This window comes from Acrocarpospora macrocephala, assembly GCF_009687865.1.
Lineage (GTDB): Bacteria > Actinomycetota > Actinomycetes > Streptosporangiales > Streptosporangiaceae > Acrocarpospora > Acrocarpospora macrocephala.
Map to the genome: position 1 here is coordinate 75,348 of NZ_BLAE01000040.1, position 20,198 is coordinate 95,545.

Below are 20,198 nucleotides of genomic sequence, written 5' to 3' on the forward strand. Positions count from 1 at the left end.
ACGGAAGATCCATGCGAATCGAGAACCTGCTGCGGCAGAACGCGGTACGGCGCGGCGACCGGCTCGCCGTCATCTCCGACGAGCGGCAGCTGACCTGGGCCGAACTCGACCACGAGAGCGACCGCCTGGCCAACGCGCTGGCCGCCCTCGGCTACCGCGCCCAGGAGCGGATCGCGCTCGTGCTCGCCAACAGCCACCCCATGGTGACCGCCTTCTACGGCCTATGGAAGATCAACCTCGTCGCGGTCGGCATCAACCCCCGGATGACCGCACCCGAGATCACCCGCATCCTGGCCCACTCCGGCGCGTCCGCGGTCATCTGCGACACCCCCGCCGCGGTCGAGGCGGCCGCCGCGCTACCCGGCGTACGCGCGGTCTTCACCGTCGGCCTCGACGGCCACCCCACGCTGGCCGAGCTGATCGACTCCGGCGACCCGGCCGCAACCCCGGAGACCGGCCACGGCGGTGACCTGCGCTCGCTCCGCTACACCAGCGGCACCACCGGCGCGCCCAAGGGCTGCATGGCCACCCACGACCAGCAGCTGGCCCACACCGCCAACTACCTGGCCGAGATCGACGTGCCGCGCGGCGGCCCGACCTGGCTCTCGGTCCCGCTCAGCCTGGGCGTCGGCGCGTCCTACGTGACCACCACCGCCTACCTGGGCGTGCCCCTGCTCCTGCGGCGGCGCTTCGACCCGGCCGCCTTCCTCAAGGACATCGCCGAGTACGGCGTCGAACACGCCTTCCTGGTGCCCACCATGCTCGTGGACCTGGTCCGGGCACTACCCGACCTGGACCTGTCCCAGGCCCAGCGCCTCAAGATGATCGGCTACGGCGGCGCCTCGGTCTCCTGGAGCCTGATCAAATCCGTGGCCGAAGCCCTGGACGTCGAGCTCTACCACGCCTTCGGCGCCACCGAGGCGGGCGGCTTCACCGCGCTCCTCACCCCCGACGACCACCGCAACTTCCTCGCCGCCGGGGCCACCGCCCTGGTCTCGGTGGGCCGCCCAGCCGCGTACGCCGAAGTGAAGATCTTCGACGAGCAGGACCGCGAGGTGCCCGTGCGCGAAACCGGCGAGATGCGCATCAAGGCGGCCAGCGTATTCTCCGGATACTGGAGCCAGCCCGAACTCACCCGGCAGGTGCTCCAGGACGGCTGGCTGCGCCTGGGCGACATCGCCTGGCGGGACGAGCGCGGCTACATCTACCTGGCCGACCGGGCCCAGGGCGTGATCAGGTCCGGCGCGCAGAACGTGTACGCGGGCGAGGTCGAGGCGGTGCTCCAGGCATGTCCCGGCGTGGCCAGGGCGGCCGTGCTCGGCGTGCCGGACGAGCGGTTCGGCGAGTCGGTCAAGGCGCTGGTGCAGCGGGTGCCCGGCGCGGACCTGACCGAGGAGCAGGTGCTCGGCTACTGCGCCGAGCGGCTGGCCGGATACAAGCGCCCTCGCGAGGTGGAGTTCGTCGCGGACCTGCCGGTGGACGAGGGCGGAAAGATCAGAAGAGCCGAGCTGAAGGAGTCCATGCGATGAGCAAGGTGACGACCCCCGAGGAGGCGGTCGCCGGCATCCCTGACGGAGCCACGATCGCGCTCGGCGGAGTGCACTCGCACAACAGCCCGATGGCCCTGGTCAACGCGCTGATCCGGCGTGGCGTGCGGGACCTGGAACTGATCCCGACGCCCAGCGCGGGCGCGCCGGTGGACATGCTGATCGCCGCCGGATGTGTACGGCGGTTGCACGTCTCCTACGTCGGCCTGGAGTTCCTCGGTATGGCCCCCAACTACCGCAGGGCCGCCGAGAGCCAGAGCATCGAGATCGTCGAGGGAGACGAGGCGTACATCGTCTACGGCTTCCGCGCGGGTGCCAGCCGCCTGCCGTTCCTGCCGCTGCCCCCGCTGTACGAGGGCACCGACCTGCCCAAGGTGAACCCGGACATCCGCACCACCACCGACCCGTACACCGGCCGCACGGTCACCACCATCCCCGCCCTGCGCGCCGACTACGGCTTGTTCCACGCCCAGGTCACCGACAGGAAGGGCAACGCGCAGATCTTCGGCCAGCGCCGCTTCGAGGACGTGATGGCCAAGGCGTGCGACCACGTGATTATCAGCTCGGACGAGATCTTGGACGAGCACGCCCCACAGCCGGACCCGCGCCTGGTGTCCATCCCCGGCGCCATCGTGGAGCGCGTGGCACACGCGCCCTACGGCGCTTACCCGCTCTCCTCCCCGGGCCACTACGGCTACGACCGGGAACGGCTGGTCGAGTACCGCGACCTGGCCGCCCAGGACCGCACCAAGGAATACCTGGAGACCCACGTGCACTCGGTCGCCGACCACCAGGAATATCTGGAAAAAGTGGGCGTGCGGCGTCTGCTGGCCCTCCAGCAGACCTTCCGCTGATCACCAGGAGTACGCCTCAGGCGCGGGGCCGGGGCCGGGGAAGATCTCGTCCAGCCTGGCCAGCGTCGCCTCGTCCAGGTGCACCTCGAAGGCCCGCACGGCGGCGTTCAGCTGCTCCACCGTGCGGGGCCCGATGATGGGCGCGGTCACCCCGGGCTGCCGCAGCAGCCAGGCCACGGCCACGTCCGCGGGGTCCTCGCCGAGCTTCGCGCACAGGTCCTCGTAGGCCTGGACGGCGGCGCGGTGCCGGTCCAGCTTGACCAGCCTGCGGCTCCGGTGCGGGGCCATCCCGGCGCCGGGGAGCGGTTTGCCCAGCAGGTGCTCGCGCTCCTTGCGGAGGATGCCGCCGAGCAGCCCGGCGTCCAGCGGGGACCACGGCATCATGCCCACGCCGTAGTGCCGGCAGGCGGGCAGCACCTCCAGCTCGGCCGTGCGTTCCAGCAGGTTGTAAACGGTCTGCTCGCTGACCAGGCCGAGGTGGCCGCGCCGGGTCGCGCTCTCCTGGCCACCGGCGAGATGCCAGGCGGGATGGTTGGAGGAGCCCACGTAGACGATCTTGCCTTGGGTCTTCAGGAGCTCCATCGCCTCCCAGATCTCCTCCCACGGGGTGCTCCGGTCGATGTGGTGCGGCTGGTAGAGGTCGATGTGGTCGGTCCCCAGGCGGCGCAGCGAGTCCTCGCAGGCGCGCCGGATGTGCAGCGCGGACAGGCCGGAGTTGTTGGGCCACTCGGCCATCCGGCCGTACAGCTTGGTGGCGAGCACGGTCCGGTCCCTGCGGCCGCCGCCCTGGGCCAGCCAGCGGCCGATGATCTGCTCGGTCAGGCCCTCGCCGAACCGCCAGCCGTACACGTTGGAGGTGTCGATCAGGTTGATCCCGAGCTCGTGGGCCCGATCCATGATCGCGAAGGCGTCCTCCTCGGTGGTCTGGGTGCCGAAATTGTCGGTGCCGAGGACCAAGCGGCTGATGACCAGACCACTGCGGCCGAGGTTCGCGAACTCCACACTGCTCTCCCATGTTCCATTTATCGGACTTTAAGTCCTATAAATAAGAGTATCGTTGCCCGCTAGCTGAGGGAAAGAGGAGAGCAGCCGTTGAGCACACTCGCTGGGCACATCGCCACCGCCAGGCTTCCGGCGGCCCACAGTTTCGTCTCCGGCGCGCTCTGCCACGGCGGCGGCCGGGAGTTCGCCACCAGCCACCCCGGCGACGGAACCTGGCTGGCCACCGTCCAGGAGGCCACCCCGCAGTTCGCCGACGCGGCGGTGCGCGAGGCCGCCGCCGCGCAACCGGCCTGGGCCGCCACCTCGCCGCACCAGCGGGCCCGGGTGCTGCGCGCCGCCGCCGACCTGATCGAGGCCCAGTCCGTACGGCTGGCGCACCTGGTCACCCTGGACAACGGCAAGACGCTGGCCGAGGCGTACGGCGAGGTGGCCGTGGCGGCGGCGCACTTACGCGCGGCGGCCGGGTGGGCGGCCACTCTGGAGGGATCCACGCTGCCCGCCGACGGTGGCACGCTGCGGATGACCTTCCGCGAGCCGGTCGGCGTGGTCGCCGCGATCATCCCGTTCAACACCACGCTCGTGTTCGCCGCGCAGAAGGCGGGGCCCGCGCTGGCGGCCGGGAACGCGGTGCTGCTCAAGGCTCCCGAGGTCAGCCCGCTGGCGGCCCCCGTGTTCGCCGGGTTGCTCACCGACGCGGGCCTGCCCCCCGGGCTGCTCCAGGTGCTGCAGGGCGCGGGCGAGGTGGGGCGGCGGCTGGCCGAGCACCCGGCGGTGACCATGGTGTCCTTCACCGGCAGCACCGCCGTCGGCCGCCAGGTGATGCGCTCCGCCGCCGACGGCATGAAGCGGGTGCTGCTCGAACTCGGCGGCAAGTCCGCCAACATCGTCTACGCCGACGCCGCCCTGGACGCCGCCCTGCACGCCACCGTTGGCGGCATCTTCCGCAACGCCGGGCAGCGGTGCTTCTCCGGCTCCCGGCTGCTGGTGGAGGAGCCGGTCGCGGATGAGTTCACGGCTCGGGTCGTGGAGCTGGCCCGCTCGATCCGGGTCGGCCCGCCGTTCGACCCGGACAGCCAGCTGGGCACGCTGATCTCCGCCGCCGAGGCGACGCGGGTGCACGTGATGGTGCAGGAGGCCGTCGAGCAGGGGGCCAAGGTGCTGGCCGGCGGCGAGCCTCCGGACGGCGCCTTCTACGCGCCCACCGTCCTGGAGGTCGCCCCGGTGAACCCGCCCGACATCGTCTACCAGGAGGTGTTCGGCCCGGTCCTCACCGTGCAGCGGTTCAGCGGCGCGGAGCAGGCGGTCGCGCTGGCCAACGACTCGCCGTTCGGGCTGGTGGGTGGCTGCTGGACCCGGGACTTGGACCGGGCGCTGACCACCGCCCGGCGGGTCAGGTCCGGATATTTCTGGATCAATTCCTACGGCGCGCTCGCGCTGGACGCGCCCATCGGCGGCGTCGGCCTATCCGGCGTCGGCCGGGAGCTGGGGCGGCTCGGCCACGAGGCGTACACCGAGACCAAGACCGTGATCATCGACACCGCCTCGGCCGACGCGCCGCGCTGGTACTAACCGGAAACCCGTCCCATAGGCAGCCTCCGACCAGGCGATTCACCGCCGCCGTCCAGATCACGACTTACCGAAGGAGCCGCCATGCCCACCCACTATCGAGGCGCGGTCGCCCGTGCCGCGCACGGGCCGCTGAGTATCGAGGACATCCCGCTGCGCGAGCCGGTGGGCGACGAGGTCGTGATCGAGGTGACCGCCTGCGGGTTATGCCACAGCGACGTGCACTTCATGCACGGCACCTCGGGCACCGACTTTCCCTACCTGGTGGGCCACGAGGTGGCCGGGCGGGTGGCCGAGCTGGGTCCCGAGGCGAGCGGCCTGAGCGTCGGCGACAGCGTGGTGGTCGCCCCCATGGTGGCCTGCGGGCGGTGCCGCCAGTGCGCGGCCGGCCGCCCGCGCGCGTGCCCTGACCGCCTGCCCCGACGACCCAAGGTCCTTCTGGGCGACGGCGTCGAGGCGACCCCCGTGCTCGGCGTGGGCGGGCTCGCCGAGCGGGTCATCGTGCCCGCGCGGCAGGCCGTGGCGATCGACCCCAGGGTGCCGCCGCAGGTCGCCGCGCTGCTCGGATGCGGCGTGCCGAGCGGCTTCGGGGCGGCGGTCAACACTGCGGCGATCGGCCCGGCCGACGACGTGGTGATCCTCGGATGCGGCGGGGTGGGGGTCGCGGCCGTCGCCGGGGCGGCCTACGCGGGCGCGCGGCGCATCGTCGCGGTGGACGTCAACGCGGCCAAACTCGACGCGGCCCGGCGCTTCGGCGCCACCGACGTGGTGGACGCCTCCCGGGAGGAAACGGTGGCCCGCGTGCGGGAACTCACCGACGGCCGGGGCGCGGACGTCGTGCTCGACGCGGTCGGCGGCCCCGCCTCCTTCACCACCGCCAACCAGCTGCGCGGTCCCGGCTCCCGTCTCGTGGTGGTGGGCGCGCCCCGGCAGGGCGACACGGTCGAGCTACCGCTGCGCCACCTGTTCCTGACCGGCGGCTTGATCCAGGTCTCGATCTGGGGCGACTGCGAGGCCGCCAGGGACCTGCCCCTGCTCGCCGGCCTCTTCCTGGACGGACGGCTCCCGCTCGAAGAGTACGTGAGCGGTGCCTACCCGCTGGACAAAGCGCAGGCCGGCTACGACCGACTGCTCTCAGGCGAAGCCCTGCGTGGCGTCGTGAGGATGCGCCGGTGTCTGGACTGAGGAGCGAAGCGACGAGGGAAGACACCGGGGTTGAGCATCCGAACCGCGATGCGAAGCATCGCCATGACGCGGTGGTGCTGTGACAGCGGTTGACAGAACGGTACGAATCGCCAGACAATCAAACACATATTTCGGACTACTTGTCCGATAATTGAAACAAGATCGAGGAGTGATGATGGCGACCGCCGCTCTCCGCGCACCGCGCTCGCTCAACCACATCGCCTACCCGACCTGGAACTCGCAGGCCACGCACGACTTCTACACCGAGGTGTTGAAGTGCGAATTCCTGACCGCGATCCAGCTGGACGTGGTCCCCTCCAGCGGTGCGCGGACCCCGTACCTGCACACCTTCTTCGGCCTGCACGACGGCAGCGCCATCGCCTTCTTCGAGGTGGAGGGCCTGCCCGACCCGGGGCCCGACTCGGTGCCGTCCTGGGTGCGGCACATCGCGCTCAACGTGGACTCGATGGAGGAACTCCACGCCTGGCAGGCGCACTTCACCGCCAAGGGCGTGGACAGCGTCGGCATCGTCGACCACGACGGGGTCTGGGAGTCGCTGTACATCTTCGACCCCAACGGCGTCCGGATCGAGCTGACGCTGCAGACCCGCCCGCTCACCGAGGACGACGCCCGCCAAGGCGCCGAAACCCTGCGGACGTGGAACGCACGCTGATCGTGTCCCAACCGCTGCCCCTCAGGAGCTTCCCGTGCTGACCCGCGAACTACTCCCCGTACCGTTGACGCCGGGCGGGCGCCTCGACATCAACTCGGGCGTCGCCCGGCTGAGCGGGAAGATCTGGGCCACCCTCTGGAAGGACGACCGGCGCCCGGCCGGCACCGCGGTGCTGATCGTGCACCCGTCCTCCAACTTCATCGGCCACTACGCGCTGGAGGAGCTGGCATCCCGGGGGGTCGCCGCCGTCGGCCTGGCCACCCGCTACGCCGGCAACGACTCCGCGCTGATCATGGAGAACTGCGTCCTGGACGTCGGCGCCGTCATCCGCCACCTGCGCGAGCTCGGCTACGACCGGATCGTCCTGGTGGGCAACTCCGGTGGCGGCGGCCTGGCCGCGCTCTACCAGGCGCAGGCCGAGAACCCCACCATCACCCACACCCCGGCCGGGGACCCGGCGGACCTGACCGTCGCCGGCCTGATCCCGGCCGACCGCCTGGTCATGGCCATGGCCCACCCCGGCCGCGCGGTGGTCTACACCGAAGGGCTCGACCCGGCGATCACCGACGAGCACCTGCCCTTCGACCGGGACCCCGACCTCGACATGTTCGAGCCCGCCAACGGTCCCGTGTACAGCCCGGAGTTCGTGACCCGCTACCGCCAGGCCCAGATCGGCCGCAACCGCCGGATCACCGACTGGACACTCCAGCAGATCGAGGCGCTGCGCTCGCAGACCCGTGGGTCGGAGGCCCCCGACGACCTGCCCTTCGTCGTTCACGGCACCGCCGCCGACCCGCGCTTCCTCGACCTCACCCTGGACCCCTCCGACCGGATCGCCCGCACCATCTGGGGCAGCCCGTGGGTGGCCAACTTCCTGCCCGCCTCGCTCGGGCACCTGACCAGCCTGCGCTCCTGGCTCAGCCAGTGGAGCTACGACCGGAGCCGGGCCAACGCCTACCGGGAACTGCCCGGCGTCCAGGCCCCGGTCATGGTCGTCTACGGGTCCGCCGACTGCGCGGCCTTCCCCAGCCACGCCCGCGGCATGTACGACGCCGTCGGCCACCAGCGCCGCGAACTCGTCGAGATCAAGGGCGCCGACCACTACTTCCAGGGCCGCCCCGACCTGGCCGCCACCATGTGCGACCACATCGTCGAATGGGCCGGGTGATGGCCGTGCTCGACGTGGCAGTGGTGGGCGCGGGGCCGGTCGGGCTCACCGCCGCGCTCGCGCTGGCCAGGCGCGGGATCGCGGTCACCGTCTTCGAGGAGGCCGGGCGGCTCAGCACCGAGTGGCGGGCCTCCACCTTCCACCCGCCGACCCTGGAGATCGCCTGCGACCTCGGCATCGCCGACGCGATGCTGGAAGAGGGCATCATCGCCCGCACGTACCAGATCAGGGACCGGCGGGACGGCTTGATCGCCGAGTTCGACTTCGGCCTGCTCGCCGGCGAGACCGACTACCCGTTCCGGCTCCAGCTGGAGCAGTACAAGTACGCCCAGATCATCAGCGACGCCCTGGACGGCAGGCACCCGGAGGTCGGGCTGCGGTTCGGCGAGGGCATCACCGGGGTCACCCAGCACGCCGACGCCGCGGTGCTCACCACCGTCGCGGGGGAGCAGGTCGAGGCCCGCTGGGTGCTGGCCGCCGACGGCGCGCGCAGCACCCTGCGCAAGGCGCTCGGCACCAGCTTCGAGGGCCTCACCTACGACCACCGCTACCTGGTGCTGAGCATCGACTACCCGGTGGAGACCCTGCTGCCGGGCATCTGCGACGTCAACTACATCGCCGACCCCAGCGAGCACCTGCTCATCCTGCGGGTCCCGGACGTGTGGCGGGTCGTGGTCGCCGTACGGCCCGAGCTCGGCGTCGAGGAAGCCCTCGCCGACGGGTACGTGGCCGAGCGGCTGCGCGGCCTGTTCGGCGACCACCCGGAGCTGCCGCTGCGGGAACGGAAGATCTACTCGGTGCACCAGCGGGTGGCGGGCAACTTCCGCACCGACCGGGTGCTGCTGCTCGGCGACGCCGCGCACGTCAACAGCCCGATGGGCGGCATGGGCCTCAACGGCGGCATCCACGACGCGTTCGACCTGTCGGTCCAGCTCGGCAAGGTGCTGCAGGACGGGACCGGAGACGAGGTCCTGGACGCCTGGGCGCAGCGCCGCCGCAAGGCCGCCATCGAGGCGGTGCAGGAGATCACCCACCGCACCACCACCGAGATGGCCGAGCAGGACGAGGCCGAGCGGCGCGGCTTCCGGCGGCGCATGTCGCAGATCGCGGCCGACCCGGCGCTGGCCAAGGAGTGGATGCTGGACGCGGCGATGATCTCCAACGTGCGCGCCCACGGCCTGCCCCGGCGTGACTCGGAGGTGGGCTGATGGACTTCGATCTCAGCGACGAGCAGCGCGACATCCGCGACACCGCCCGCGCCTTCGTCACCAAGGAGCTGCTGCCGCTGGAGGAGGAGTTCCTCCGAAGCGGGATGGTACGGCTGCCGCGCGAACAAGAACGAACTCTCCAGGCCAAGGCCAGGGAGTTCGGCTTCTGGGGGATGAGCACCCCGGAGGAGTACGGAGGAATGGCCCTGCCCGCCCTCACCCAGGCCCTCATCCACATCGAAGTGGCCAGAACCTGCGTGCCGTTCCGTTTCGGCGGCGAGGCCGACAACATCCTGTACGCCGCGGACGCCGCCCAGCAGGAGGAATACCTCAAACCCACCATCGAAGGCCGGCGGCTGGGTTGCTTCGCGCTGACCGAACCCGGCGCGGGATCGGACGCCGCGGCCATCCGCACCACGGCCCGGCAGGACGGCGGCGACTGGGTGATCAACGGCCAGAAGACCTTCATCAGCAACGGCGACGACGCCGACTACGCGATCGTCATCGCGGTCACCGACCCGGAGCGGGGCGCGCGGCACGGCTCGACCGCGTTCCTGGTGGATCGGGACGCCGGGTGGAGTTCCACCCCGATCCCGACCATGGGCAGCTGGCACCAGCCGGCCACGCTCTTCTTCGACCAGGTCAGGGTGCCGCCAGGAAAGGTGCTCGGCGACGTGGGCGCCGGGTTCGACCTGGCCAAACGCTGGATCGGCAGGGGCCGGCACGTGATCTCCGCCCACTGCGTGGGGATCGCCGAGCGGTGCCTGCGGATGGCGGTGGACTACGCCAACCTCCGGGAGACCTTCGGCCGGGCGATCGGGGAGAACCAGGCCGTGCAGTGGATGATCGCCGACTCGGAGACCGAGCTGGAGGCGGCCCGCTGGCTCGCCCTGCGGGCCGCGTGGGACGTGGACCGAGGGGCCGACGCGCGCCATTCCGTGGCGATGGCGAAACTCTTCTGCTGCCAGATGGTAGGCCGGGTTGTCGATCGGGCCCTGCAGATCCACGGTGGGATGGGCTATACGAAGGAACTCCCGCTGGAGGGGTGGTATCGCGCGGTCCGCGCGATGCGGATCTTCGAGGGGACGGATGAGATCCAGCGACTCATCCTGTCGCGGGACCTGCTACGAGGTTTCACCCGGATAGGAGGCCATCTTGCGTGAATCATCCGCATCGACAATGACAATGACCGAGCCGAAGATGAGCGTGGCCGTCGCGTTAAGGGCGGCGGCGCAGGCCGCGGGCGATCGCCCCGCCATGATCCAGGGCGATCGGCGGCGCGGTTACCCAGAGCTGGAGGCTCGCGCCGAGCGGGTGGCCCGAGCGCTGGCCGAGCGCGGGGTGGGTGTCGGTTCGACGGTGGCCATCGCCCTCTTCAACTCCTTCGAATATGTGGAGTCGGTGCTTGCCGCGTTCAAGATCGGCGCGCAGCCGGTCAACGTCAACTACCGCTACCGGGAGAAGGAACTGCGCTACGTGCTCGAGTACACGGGCGCGGCGGCGCTCGTCTACGACACGAGCTTGGCCGACCGGGTGCGCGGGATCCTCGATGAACTACCCGCGCCGATCGCCCTCCTCGAGGTCGGCGGAGACGAGGCATCGGCGGCGGTGCCGGGGGCGCTGGCATTCGAGCGTGCGGCCGAGCCCGATTCTGAGTCCGAACCGGGATCCCCAGCCACGGTTTCCGAACCGGGATCCCCAGCCACGGTTTCCGAACCGGGGTTCCCGGCTACGGCTTCCGGTCCCGGGTCCTGGGCCACGGTTTCCGATCCGGTCGAGGATTCCCCGCACGGCATCATCCTGCTCACCGGGGGGACAACCGGCACGCCCAAGGGCGTGATCTGGGACCGTGACGGGCTGCTCGGCATCCTCAACGGGGTCTTCCGCCAGCAGGGCCTCGCCACCCCGACGACGCCGGCCGAGGTCGCGGAGCGGGTCCGCGAGCTCCAGGCGCGAGACCAGGTCCCGGTGGTGCTGCCGATGTCGCCGCTGATGCACGGCACCGGGTTCTTCCACGCGATGCGTACCCTGCTCGCCGGTGGTGTGCTCTGCTTCTGCGACTCCCGGTCGCTGGACGCGGAGGAGGTGTGGCGGACGGTGCAGGAGCACGCGGTGACCGAGATGGTCATCGTCGGCGACGCCTTCGGCCGCCCGCTGGTGGACGCCCTGGATGCGGCCGAGCGCGCGGGCAACCCGTACGACCTGGGCAGCCTGCGGCGGATGACCAGTTCGGGCGTGCTGTGGAGCACCGAGGTGAAACGGGAGCTGCTGCGCCGAGGCCGGAAGCTCACCTTGGTCGACAACATCTCCGCTTCGGAGGGCGGGCCGTTCGGGCTGGCCGAGGCGAGTTCCGAGGCGGACCTGGCCGATGGGCGGTTCAATCTGTCGCCGGTGGCCCGCATTCTGGACGAGCACGATCGCGATATCAAGCCAGGCAGCGGACAGGTGGGCGTGCTGGCCAGCGCCGGCCCCCAGCCGGTCGGCTATCTCGGCGACCCGGACCGGACGGCTCGGATCTGGCGGACGATCGACGGCGTGCGTTACGCCGTGCCGGGCGATCTGGCCTCGCTGGACGCGGACGGCCGGCTGATCCTGCTGGGGCGGGGCGACGGCGTGGTCAACACCGGCGGCGAGAAGGTCTTCCCCGAAGAGGTCGAGCAGGCGCTGATCACGCACCCCGCCGTGGACGACGCGATCGTGGTCGGGATCCCCGACCCGCGCTGGGGCCAGATCGTGGCCGCCGTGGTCGCCCCGGCGAGCGGGCTGGGCGGCGTGCCGGACGAGGAGCTGATCCAGCACGTCCGGGATCGGCTGGCCGCGTACAAGAGCCCGCGCCGGATCATCAGGGTCGGCGTGGTCCCCCGGACGCCCGCAGGAAAGGCCAACCGTTCGCTGGCCAGGCAACTGGTGACAGAGGAGACAGCACCGTGACAGGCACCCCGTTCCCGATCGAGCGAGGCCACGTGCTGGCCTTCGCCCGCGCCTTGGGCCAGGAGACGGCGGGCGAGGAGACGGCGGCCGTCCCGCCCACCTTCCCGATCGCGTTCGCCCAGTTCGACCCGGACTGGCCGCTGCGGATGAAGCCAGGAATGCCCTGGAACGGCTCCGGCGCCGAGCCGGGCGTGGCCTCGGGCGGCCCCGGCGGGCTCCACGCGGAGCAGGAGTTCGAATACATCCGGCCGATCCGGATCGGCGAGACGCTGTCCGCGCGGCGGCGCGACGGCCGGACCTGGCAGAAACCGGGCGGCCGTGGCGTGCTGAACTTCACCGAACGCCACATCGACTTCTACGACGCCGACGAGCAACTCGTCGCCCGCTCCACCACGGTCACGGTCATCGTGGCGGCGGCGCCATGACGGGGGAGAGGACCGAGGTGGTGGTCACCGACCTGAAACGCACCCAGATCGTCATGTACGCCGGAGCCTCAGGCGATTACAACCCCCTCCACACCGACGAGCCCTTCGCCACCCAGGTGGCCGGAAACCCCACCGTGATGGCCCACGGCATGCTCACCATGGGCTTGGCCGGGCGGGTGCTGACCGGCTGGTTCGGCCACGAGAACATCCTTCGCTACCGGGCCAGGTTCAAGGCCCCGGTCTGGCCGGGCGACACCCTCACGGTCACCGCCAAGGTGACCGGCGTGGCCGAGGGACGTGCCGAGATCACTCTCTCCGCGGTCAACGCGGCCGGCACCGAGGTCCTCACCGGCACCGCGACCGCGTTGGTCACCGACGTCGTGCAGGACCTGGCCTCCGGCGTGCCCGACGCCGCGCAGTACCCGGCACCCGACATGCCCGACGCCGCCCAGGACTCGGCACCCGGCGTGCCGGACGCCGTGCGGAACGGAGCGGCCCGGTGAGCGGGCAAGCGAGCCCGGCCATGGACGTGGCCGCGCTTGAGGCGATCGACGTGCACACCCACGTGCAGGCGTCGGTCCTGGACAGCCCGGCCACCGCCGAGGGCGACGAAGCTTTCGCCGCCATGGCCGACTACTTCAAAGCGGGCGCGGTCAGCAGGTTCACCGTACCGATGATCGCCGAGTACTACCGGCGGCGGCGGATGGCCGCGGTGATCTTCACGGTGGACACCATGCACCTGAGCGGGCGCGAGCAGATCCCCTCCAACGAGGAGGTCGCCGAGCAGGCGGCCCGCCACGCCGACGTGCTGATCCCGTTCGCCAGCATCGACCCGCACCGGGGCGCGGCCGGGGTCGCGGCGGCCCGGCGGCTGATCGAGGAGCACGGCGTCCGGGGCTTCAAGTTCCACCCCACCTCGCAGGGCTTCTTCCCGAACGACCGGCTCGCCTACCCGCTGTACGAGGTGATCGCCGAGCACGGCCTGACCGCGCTGTTCCACACCGGCCAGACCGGCGCGGGCGCGGGACTCCCGGGCGGGGGCGGGCTGCGGCTGAAGTACTCCAACCCGATGCACGTCGACGACGTGGCGGCCGACTTCCCCGACCTGCAGATCATCCTGGCCCACCCGTCCTTCCCCTGGCAGGACGAGGCCCTCTCGGTCGCCATGCACAAGCCGAAGGTGCACATCGACCTGTCCGGATGGTCGCCCAAGTACTTCCCGCCGCTGCTGGTGCGGTATGCCAACACGCTGCTGAAGGAGAAGGTGCTGTTCGGCTCGGACTTCCCGATGATCACTCCGGATCGCTGGCTGGCCGACTTCGGCAAGCTGGAGATCAGGGACGAGGTCCGCCCGAAGATCCTCAAGGAGAACGCGGCCCGGCTCTTCGGGCTGGCCTGAGCAAGGAGAGTGCGATGTACCACGCCGGGCCGTACGACCGGATTGTCGATGTTGTCGTGCTCGGGTTCGGCGACGCCGGCGCGGTCGCCGCGATCACCGCCCACGACGCCGGCGCCGAGGTGCTCGTCCTCGAGAAGCAGCAGGCCGGCGACCACCGGCCGAACAGCAGGTACGCGGCGGGCTTCTTCCTGGTGCCCACGGACGTCGAGCGCGCGGCCGAGTACCTGACCGCGCTCTACGCCGTCAACGGCGAGCGGGTCGACCCCGAGCTGATCCGCGCCTGGGCCACGGAGACCGCGGCCAACCCGGCCTGGCTGGACAAGCACGGCTGCGACTACGCCGACACGGGCATCCTCGGCGAGCACCACGCGGTGCCAGGCCACGACGCGATCACCGTCTACAAGGCCAAGCCGGGCCCCCACCCGGCGGGCTACACCGGCTGCCCGATGCACGGTTTCCTGCGCCACCTCGTCGCCGAACGCGGCATCGAGGTCCTGTACTGCACTGCCGCCCGGTGGCTTCTCACCAACGAGCGCGGCGCGGTCACCGGAGTCCAGACGGAACACGAGCGCATCGGCGCGCGCCGCGGCGTGGTGCTCGCAGTGGGCGGCTACGAGGCCAGCAAGCGGCTGAAAACCCAGTACCTTCCGGTCACCCCCGTACACTTCTACGGCACCGAGCACAACACCGGCGACGGCATCGCGATGGCGGTGGACGTGGGAGCCGAGCTCTGGCATATGAACGTCTGGCCAGGCCACTTTGTGGCCAGATTTCCGGATAGCGGCTACGGCGGGGGCACCGCGATCGACCTGTGGGGATCAGGCAGGTTCGGCCCCGCCGAGGGCAGGCGCCCACCGGGTTCGATCTTCGTGGACGGCTCCGCGAGCCGGTTCCTCCGCGAGCCCGGCCTGCAGCACGCCGCCCACCTGGAACTGCTCGGCATGGACGCGGCCCGGCTCAGCCACCCGCGCGTACCCACCTGGTGGATCTTCGACCAGGCCAGGTTCCAGGAGGCCACGCTGGTGCCGACCTACTCGGGCCCCGCCGGACCTGTCGGCGAGTTCACCTGGAGCGAGGACAACACCGAGGAACTGCGCCGCGGCTGGGTCCTGTCGGCGGACTCCCCGGCCGAGCTGGCCGAGCGCTGCGGCCTCGACCCGGCGGCCCTCGAAACGACGATCGACCGCTACAACGCACACTGCGCGGCAGGGGAGGACGCCGACTTCGGCCGGGCCCCATCCACCCTGACGCCGATCCGCGGCCCCCGGTATTTCGCGGTGCCGCTGTGGCCGGGCGGCTCGCACACCGTGGGCGGCCCGCGCCGGGACGCGGAGAGCCGCGTGGCCTCGGTTCGCGGCGGTTTCGTGGAAAACCTGTACGCCGCCGGTGAGCTAGGATCGCTGCACGGATTGCTCTATCCGGCAGGTGGGGGCAGCATCGCGGAATGCCTCGCGTTCGGCCGGATCGCGGGGCGCAACGCCGCGGCCAACATGATCGTCGGAGGATGACGCAGATGCGGCGAATGGCGCCGGGCGACCCCGCCGCGAGCGGGGCGCGCGGGTGGACACCGACAGCGGTAGGGGTGACTTCGTTTGGGCGCTAGTGATCACGCCGCCGAGGGCGCGAGTCCGGTCAGCGGCTCGCAGACCCTGGACCGCGGCCTGAAACTGCTCGAACTGCTCGCCACCGAGGACCGGGACATGACGGTGGCCGAGCTGGCCGCCTCGCTCGGCATGCACCGGCAGGCCGTCTACCGGCTGCTGACCACCCTGCGCACCCACCGGCTGGCCGCCGAGGGCAGCTCGGGGCGCTACCGGCTGGGTCTCGGCGTGATCCAGCTGGCCCGGCAGGCCAACCCGCACCTGCGCCGCGCCGTGCTGCCGCACCTGCGCACCCTGGCCGAGGAACTCGGCGTCACCGCGCAGTGCGTGGTGGCCGAGGGCGACGACGCGGTGGTGCTCGCCGTGGTCGAACCGTCCGACGCGGTCTTCCACCTGTCCCAGCGCAGCGGCGCCCGGCACGCGCTGGCCCAGGGCGCCAGCGGTATCGCGATCATGATGTCCCGGGACCCCCAGGTCAGGGACTCCGAGATCGTGATCGAGGCCAGGACGCGCGGATACGCGGTCACCCGCGGCCACCTGACCCCCGGTGCGGTCGGCATCGCGGTGCCGCTCTACACGGCCGAAGGGCACGCGCTGGACGCCAGCCTGGGCATCGTCTCCATGATCGATCTCGACGTGGAGCGGACCGCGAGCCGCCTGATCGCCGCCGCCGACGAGATCACCGCCTCCGAACTCTGACGCTGGGCACCAACAACGATCTCCCTCGATTCGGACGTTTGCGACTTGAAGAATTCTGCAATTATCGACATCATGTGTTCTCTAGATCCGCAGAATCCTGTTCTAGAAGGGGAGGGCTGAGCGATGCCGGTTCCCCTGTATCAGGCCAAGGCGGAATTTTTCCGGACCCTGGGGCATCCGGTCCGCATCCAGGTGCTGGAACTCCTGCAGGCCGGGCCACGTCCCGTGCGCGATCTGCTCGCCGAGATCGAGGTCGAGCCGTCCAACCTGTCCCAGCAGCTGGCGGTGCTGCGTCGAGCCGGAATCGTGACGTCCACCCGCGACGGATCCACCGTCGTCTACGCGCTGAGCAGCCCCGACGTGGCCGAGCTGATGCGCGCCGCGCGCCGGATCCTCACCGACATGATCGTCGGACAGGGTGAGCTGCTGGCCGAACTGCGCGACTCCGAGCAACCCCGCCCAGGCTGACGCCCGCTCGGGATCAGGGATCTGGGTACGACAGGGAGAGTCGCGGCAGTGAGTTTGTGGCAAAAGATCAGAAAGACCGGCCGGGTGGCGGAACCCGCCCCGGAGCGCGCGCCAGGCAATGTCCTGCCCGCGGCGGCGGAGCTGGGCGGCTCCGTGCAACTCCGGCACGTGGACGCGGGCTCGTGCAACGGCTGCGAGGTGGAGATCGCCTCGGTCTTCGGCCCGGTGTACGACGCCGAGCGTTACGGCGCGCGGCTGGTGGCCTCTCCCCGCCACGCCGACGCCCTGGTGGTGACCGGACCGGTCACGCGCAACATGGAGATGGCCCTGCGCCGCACCTACGAGGCGGTGCCGGAGCCCCGCCTGGTGATCGCGCTGGGTGACTGCGCCAGGAACTGCGGCGCGTTCGCCGGAGCATACGGCGTGACAGGCCCGGTCAGCGACGTCGTGCCGGTGGACGCGGAGATTCCGGGCTGCCCGCCGCGACCGGAGGCGATCGTCGCGGCGCTGCGCGAGCTGACCGGCCGATGAACCTGGTCGGCACGCTGTTCTGCACCGCCCTGGCCATCTGCGCTTTGTCGGCGCTGGCCGGGCTAGCCACGCCGACGCGGCTGCGGCTCCCGCTGGCCGGGCTCGGCACGGCGGGCGCGGGCGCGCTGGGCACGGCGGCGGGCCTGGCGGCCCTGCTCGGCGAATCCTGGTCGGCCTGGCTCCCGGAGTTGCTCCCGCTGGCCGGGGTCAGGCTGGCGATCGATCCGCTGGCCGGGCTGTTCCTCGCGGTCACCGGCGTCGTGGCGCTCTGCGCGGCGATCTACGGCATCGGCTATTCGCGCGACGGCCTCGACGGTCGGGTGGTGCAGGCCGCCGCCCCTCTGTTCGTGGCCGCGATGCTGCTGGTCCCCGCCGCCGCGAGCGTGAGCACGTTCCTGGTGGCGTGGGAGCTGATGGCGATCACCTCCCTGCTGCTGGTGGTGGCCGATCACCGGCACCGGTCCGCGGTCGGCGAAGCCGGTCTCTGGTACGGCGTGATGACCCACCTCGGCTTCGTCGCCATCTTGGCCGGCCTCCTCGCCTTCGCGGCCGGAGCGGGCGGCGAGTCCTTCGACCAACTCCGGCAGGCGGAACTGTCCCCGGCCCTGCGGGGCACGGTGTTCCTGGCGACCGTGGTGGGTTTCGCCTCCAAAGCCGGCATCGTCCCGCTGCACGTGTGGCTGCCCCGAGCCCACCCTGAGGCCCCGAGCCAGATCTCGGCCCTGATGAGCGCCGCGATGGTCAACATGGGCGTGTACGGCATCGTCCGCGTCGGCCTGGACCTGCTGCACGGCGGACCGGTCTGGTGGTGGATGGTCGTGCTCATCGCGGGCGCGATCTCCGCGCTGTACGGCATCCTGCAGGCCGCCGTGTCAGCCGACCTCAAACGCCTGCTCGGCCACTCCACCACGGAGAACATGGGCCTGGTCCTCATCGGAGTCGGCGCGGCGGGCCTGTTCGCCGCCTGGGGCAACGCCGTCCTGGCGGCCCTGGCCCTGACCGCCGCGCTGCTGCACGTGGTCAACCACGCCGGATTCAAGACGTTGCTGTTCCTCGCCGCGGGCTCGGTGCAGCGGGCCACCGGGACGCGCGATCTCGATCAGCTGGGCGGGCTTCGCACGCGCATGCCGTACACGACCGGGCTGTTCGCGGTCGGGGCGTTGTGCGCGTCCGCGCTGCCGCCGGGGAACGCGTTCGTCAGCGAGTGGCTGCTCCTGCAGAGCCTGATCCACGCGCTGCCGACCTCCGGCGTGGTGGGGGCGGTGACCATGCCGCTGGCCGTGGGCGTGATCGCGCTGTCGGCCGGGCTGGCGGTCGCCACCTTCGTCAAGGCCTTCGGCATCGGATTCCTCGCCAAACCGCGCGGCCCGGAGGCCGCACGCGCGGCCGAAAGCCCTCCGGCCATGCTCGGCGGGATGGCCCTGGCCGCCTGCTGCTGCCTGGTCCTGGCGCTCGCGCCCACCGCGATCCTCCCCGTTCTGAGCCACGCGGTGGCCGTGGCGCTCCCCGGCCCCGGCGCGGTGACCGGCGAGGTGTCCCTGCACCTGGCCGGGATCTCCAGTGTGATCTCGCCGCTGCTCATCGCCGTCGCGCTGGGCGTGGCGGTCGCGGGCACGCTGGCCCTGACCCGGGTGGTCGCCACCCGCCGGGTACGGCGAGCCGCCCGCCTGTGGGACTGCGGCGGAGGCCCGATGTCAGCCCGGATGGAATACACCGCGACCTCGTTCGCCGAGCCGCTGCAGCGAGTCTTCGACAACGTGCTGGCCCCGGAGAGCGACGTGGACGTGACCCCGGTCAAGGAATCCGCCTACCTGGTGGAATCCGTACGGTTCCGGGCCAAGGTGCCCGACCGGATCGAACGCCGCCTGTACGAGCCGGTGCTGTCCGTGCTCACCTTCGTCGGCCGGGGCGCGCGGCACCTGGCCACCGGAAGCGTGCACCGCTACCTGGCCTACGGATTCTGGGCGCTCACCGGCGCGCTGATCATGCTGGCGGTGTTCCAGTGATGGGTGCGGTCCTGCAGGTGGTTCTCGTCGCGGTGGGGTCCCCCCTGCTGGTCGGGATGATGCGTCAGGTCAGGGCACGGCTGGAAGGCCGGGCGGGCGCGGGGATCGGCCAGCCGTGGCGGGACCTGCGCAAACTCGTGCGCAAGGAGCCGATCGCCCCCGATGGCACCGGCTGGGTGTTCCGGGCCGCGCCGCTGCTGCTGGCCGGCACGGTGCTCGTGGTGGCTGCCGTGGTGCCGCTGGTGTCCACCACCTCGCCGCTGGACGAGGTCGCCGACCTGTTCGCGGTGGTGGCGCTGCTGGCGCTGGGCTCGGTCGCGCTCGCGCTGGGCGCCCTGGACACCTCCACCGCGTTCGGCGGGATGGGCGCCAGCCGGGAGATGATCGTGCTCGCGCTGGTGGAGCCCACCATCCTGCTGTCGGTGTTCGCGCTGTCGGTCCGGGTCGGCACCACCAACCTGGGCACGATCGTCACCTCGGCGGTGGCCGACCCGCTGGCCGTGATCTCCCCGGCCAGCCTGCTCGCGGCGGCCGCGCTGGCGATCGTCACGATCGCCGAGACCGGCCGGATCCCGGTGGACAACCCGTCCACCCACCTGGAACTGACCATGATCCACGAGGCCATGGTGCTGGAGTACGCCGGTCCCGACCTGGCGCTCATCGAGTGGGCGTCCGCGATGCGCCTCTCGGTCCTGCTCGGCCTGCTGACCAGCCTGTTCGCCCCGTGGGGCATCGCGACCGGGAACGCTGGGCTGCTGGCCCTGCTGCTGGCGGCGGTGGTCGTCATCGCCAAGGTGGCCCTGCTGGGCGCCCTCCTGGCGGCCGGTGAGGTGTTCATGGCCAAGCTGCGGCTGTTCCGCATCCCCGAACTGCTCGCCGGGTCCTTCCTGATGGCCCTGCTGGCCGTCGCGGCGTCCTTCTTCCTGGCGTGAGGT

At 71.2% G+C, this 20,198-nt stretch carries 19 protein-coding genes; 18 read left to right on the forward strand and 1 reads right to left on the reverse strand.

Annotation, left to right across the window (positions count from 1 at the left end; translation table 11 throughout):
• Positions 1–11: 11 nt before the first annotated feature.
• Positions 12–1,529: a class I adenylate-forming enzyme family protein gene (locus Amac_RS32260; RefSeq protein WP_155358195.1), complete on the forward strand. Its 1,518-nt coding sequence runs from the start codon at positions 12–14 to the stop codon at positions 1,527–1,529.
• The gene (locus tag Amac_RS32265) at positions 1,526–2,401 is read left to right on the forward strand and encodes a CoA transferase subunit A (protein WP_155358196.1); all 876 of its coding nucleotides are present in this window, start codon (positions 1,526–1,528) and stop codon (positions 2,399–2,401) included. Before Amac_RS32260 ends, Amac_RS32265 begins: the two co-directional genes overlap by 4 nt.
• On the opposite strand, the gene Amac_RS32270 is transcribed toward Amac_RS32265, so the two are convergent.
• The gene (locus Amac_RS32270; protein ID WP_155358197.1) at positions 2,402–3,403 is read right to left on the reverse strand and encodes an aldo/keto reductase; all 1,002 of its coding nucleotides are present in this window, start codon (positions 3,401–3,403) and stop codon (positions 2,402–2,404) included.
• Positions 3,404–3,493: 90 nt separating this feature from the next.
• Between Amac_RS32270 and Amac_RS32275 the strand changes: the two genes are divergently transcribed.
• The 16 genes from Amac_RS32275 (at position 3,494) to Amac_RS32350 (ending at position 20,195) form a co-directional block, all read left to right on the forward strand.
• Positions 3,494–4,972 (forward strand): aldehyde dehydrogenase family protein, encoded by a 1,479-nt coding sequence (locus Amac_RS32275; RefSeq protein ID WP_170322773.1) that lies wholly within the window; start codon positions 3,494–3,496, stop codon positions 4,970–4,972.
• 81 nt (positions 4,973–5,053) lie between these two features.
• Positions 5,054–6,154, forward strand: a complete 1,101-nt coding sequence (locus Amac_RS32280) for a zinc-binding dehydrogenase (protein WP_155358199.1) — start codon at positions 5,054–5,056, stop codon at positions 6,152–6,154.
• Positions 6,155–6,329: 175 nt separating this feature from the next.
• Positions 6,330–6,827, forward strand: coding sequence for a VOC family protein (locus Amac_RS32285; RefSeq protein ID WP_170322774.1), 498 nt, complete (start codon positions 6,330–6,332; stop codon positions 6,825–6,827).
• A 34-nt stretch (positions 6,828–6,861) separates the two neighbouring features.
• Complete coding sequence (locus tag Amac_RS32290; RefSeq protein ID WP_155358201.1) at positions 6,862–7,995, forward strand: alpha/beta fold hydrolase; 1,134 nt, start codon at positions 6,862–6,864, stop codon at positions 7,993–7,995.
• A 5-nt stretch (positions 7,996–8,000) separates the two neighbouring features.
• The gene (locus Amac_RS32295) at positions 8,001–9,203 is read left to right on the forward strand and encodes an FAD-dependent oxidoreductase (protein WP_170322775.1); all 1,203 of its coding nucleotides are present in this window, start codon (positions 8,001–8,003) and stop codon (positions 9,201–9,203) included.
• Positions 9,200–10,366 carry an acyl-CoA dehydrogenase family protein gene (locus Amac_RS32300; protein WP_218041424.1) on the forward strand — a complete coding sequence of 389 codons (1,167 nt, stop codon included), beginning with the start codon at positions 9,200–9,202 and terminating at the stop codon, positions 10,364–10,366. Before Amac_RS32295 ends, Amac_RS32300 begins: the two co-directional genes overlap by 4 nt.
• A 22-nt stretch (positions 10,367–10,388) precedes the next feature.
• Positions 10,389–12,134 (forward strand): AMP-binding protein, encoded by a 1,746-nt coding sequence (locus Amac_RS32305; RefSeq protein ID WP_170322776.1) that lies wholly within the window; start codon positions 10,389–10,391, stop codon positions 12,132–12,134.
• The gene (locus tag Amac_RS32310) at positions 12,131–12,559 is read left to right on the forward strand and encodes an FAS1-like dehydratase domain-containing protein (RefSeq protein ID WP_155358205.1); all 429 of its coding nucleotides are present in this window, start codon (positions 12,131–12,133) and stop codon (positions 12,557–12,559) included. Before Amac_RS32305 ends, Amac_RS32310 begins: the two co-directional genes overlap by 4 nt.
• Positions 12,556–13,062 carry a MaoC family dehydratase gene (locus Amac_RS32315; protein WP_155358206.1) on the forward strand — a complete coding sequence of 169 codons (507 nt, stop codon included), beginning with the start codon at positions 12,556–12,558 and terminating at the stop codon, positions 13,060–13,062. Before Amac_RS32310 ends, Amac_RS32315 begins: the two co-directional genes overlap by 4 nt.
• Positions 13,059–13,958, forward strand: a complete 900-nt coding sequence (locus tag Amac_RS32320) for an amidohydrolase family protein (RefSeq protein ID WP_281356368.1) — start codon at positions 13,059–13,061, stop codon at positions 13,956–13,958. The genes Amac_RS32315 and Amac_RS32320 overlap by 4 nt, the downstream gene beginning before the upstream one ends.
• A gap of 14 nt (positions 13,959–13,972) precedes the next feature.
• A complete protein-coding gene (locus Amac_RS32325) occupies positions 13,973–15,466 on the forward strand; it encodes an FAD-dependent oxidoreductase (RefSeq protein WP_155358207.1) in 1,494 nt (497 codons plus the stop codon).
• Positions 15,467–15,550: 84 nt separating this feature from the next.
• On the forward strand, positions 15,551–16,258 hold the full coding sequence (locus Amac_RS32330; protein ID WP_155358208.1) for an IclR family transcriptional regulator: 708 nt from the start codon (positions 15,551–15,553) through the stop codon (positions 16,256–16,258).
• A gap of 123 nt (positions 16,259–16,381) precedes the next feature.
• Complete coding sequence (locus Amac_RS32335; protein WP_155358209.1) at positions 16,382–16,726, forward strand: ArsR/SmtB family transcription factor; 345 nt, start codon at positions 16,382–16,384, stop codon at positions 16,724–16,726.
• 48 nt (positions 16,727–16,774) lie between these two features.
• Positions 16,775–17,257 carry an NADH-quinone oxidoreductase subunit B family protein gene (locus tag Amac_RS32340; protein ID WP_155358210.1) on the forward strand — a complete coding sequence of 161 codons (483 nt, stop codon included), beginning with the start codon at positions 16,775–16,777 and terminating at the stop codon, positions 17,255–17,257.
• Positions 17,254–19,263, forward strand: coding sequence for a proton-conducting transporter transmembrane domain-containing protein (locus Amac_RS32345; RefSeq protein ID WP_155358211.1), 2,010 nt, complete (start codon positions 17,254–17,256; stop codon positions 19,261–19,263). The genes Amac_RS32340 and Amac_RS32345 overlap by 4 nt, the downstream gene beginning before the upstream one ends.
• Positions 19,263–20,195 carry a respiratory chain complex I subunit 1 family protein gene (locus Amac_RS32350; protein ID WP_155358212.1) on the forward strand — a complete coding sequence of 311 codons (933 nt, stop codon included), beginning with the start codon at positions 19,263–19,265 and terminating at the stop codon, positions 20,193–20,195. The genes Amac_RS32345 and Amac_RS32350 overlap by 1 nt, the downstream gene beginning before the upstream one ends.
• Positions 20,196–20,198: the final 3 nt, after the last annotated feature.

What these genes read in the sequence shown, in the direction of transcription:
- Amac_RS32260 (WP_155358195.1), top strand. Translation starts at nt 12, where the DNA reads ATGCGAATCGAGAACCTGCTGCGGCAGAACGCGGTACGGCGCGGCGAC.
- Amac_RS32265 (WP_155358196.1), top strand. Translation starts at nt 1,526, where the DNA reads ATGAGCAAGGTGACGACCCCCGAGGAGGCGGTCGCCGGCATCCCTGAC.
- Amac_RS32280 (WP_155358199.1), top strand. Translation starts at nt 5,054, where the DNA reads ATGCCCACCCACTATCGAGGCGCGGTCGCCCGTGCCGCGCACGGGCCG.
- Amac_RS32285 (WP_170322774.1), top strand. Translation starts at nt 6,330, where the DNA reads ATGGCGACCGCCGCTCTCCGCGCACCGCGCTCGCTCAACCACATCGCC.
- Amac_RS32305 (WP_170322776.1), top strand. Translation starts at nt 10,389, where the DNA reads ATGACCGAGCCGAAGATGAGCGTGGCCGTCGCGTTAAGGGCGGCGGCG.
- Amac_RS32315 (WP_155358206.1), top strand. Translation starts at nt 12,556, where the DNA reads ATGACGGGGGAGAGGACCGAGGTGGTGGTCACCGACCTGAAACGCACC.
- Amac_RS32325 (WP_155358207.1), top strand. Translation starts at nt 13,973, where the DNA reads ATGTACCACGCCGGGCCGTACGACCGGATTGTCGATGTTGTCGTGCTC.
- Amac_RS32335 (WP_155358209.1), top strand. Translation starts at nt 16,382, where the DNA reads ATGCCGGTTCCCCTGTATCAGGCCAAGGCGGAATTTTTCCGGACCCTG.
- Amac_RS32345 (WP_155358211.1), top strand. Translation starts at nt 17,254, where the DNA reads ATGAACCTGGTCGGCACGCTGTTCTGCACCGCCCTGGCCATCTGCGCT.
- Amac_RS32350 (WP_155358212.1), top strand. Translation starts at nt 19,263, where the DNA reads ATGGGTGCGGTCCTGCAGGTGGTTCTCGTCGCGGTGGGGTCCCCCCTG.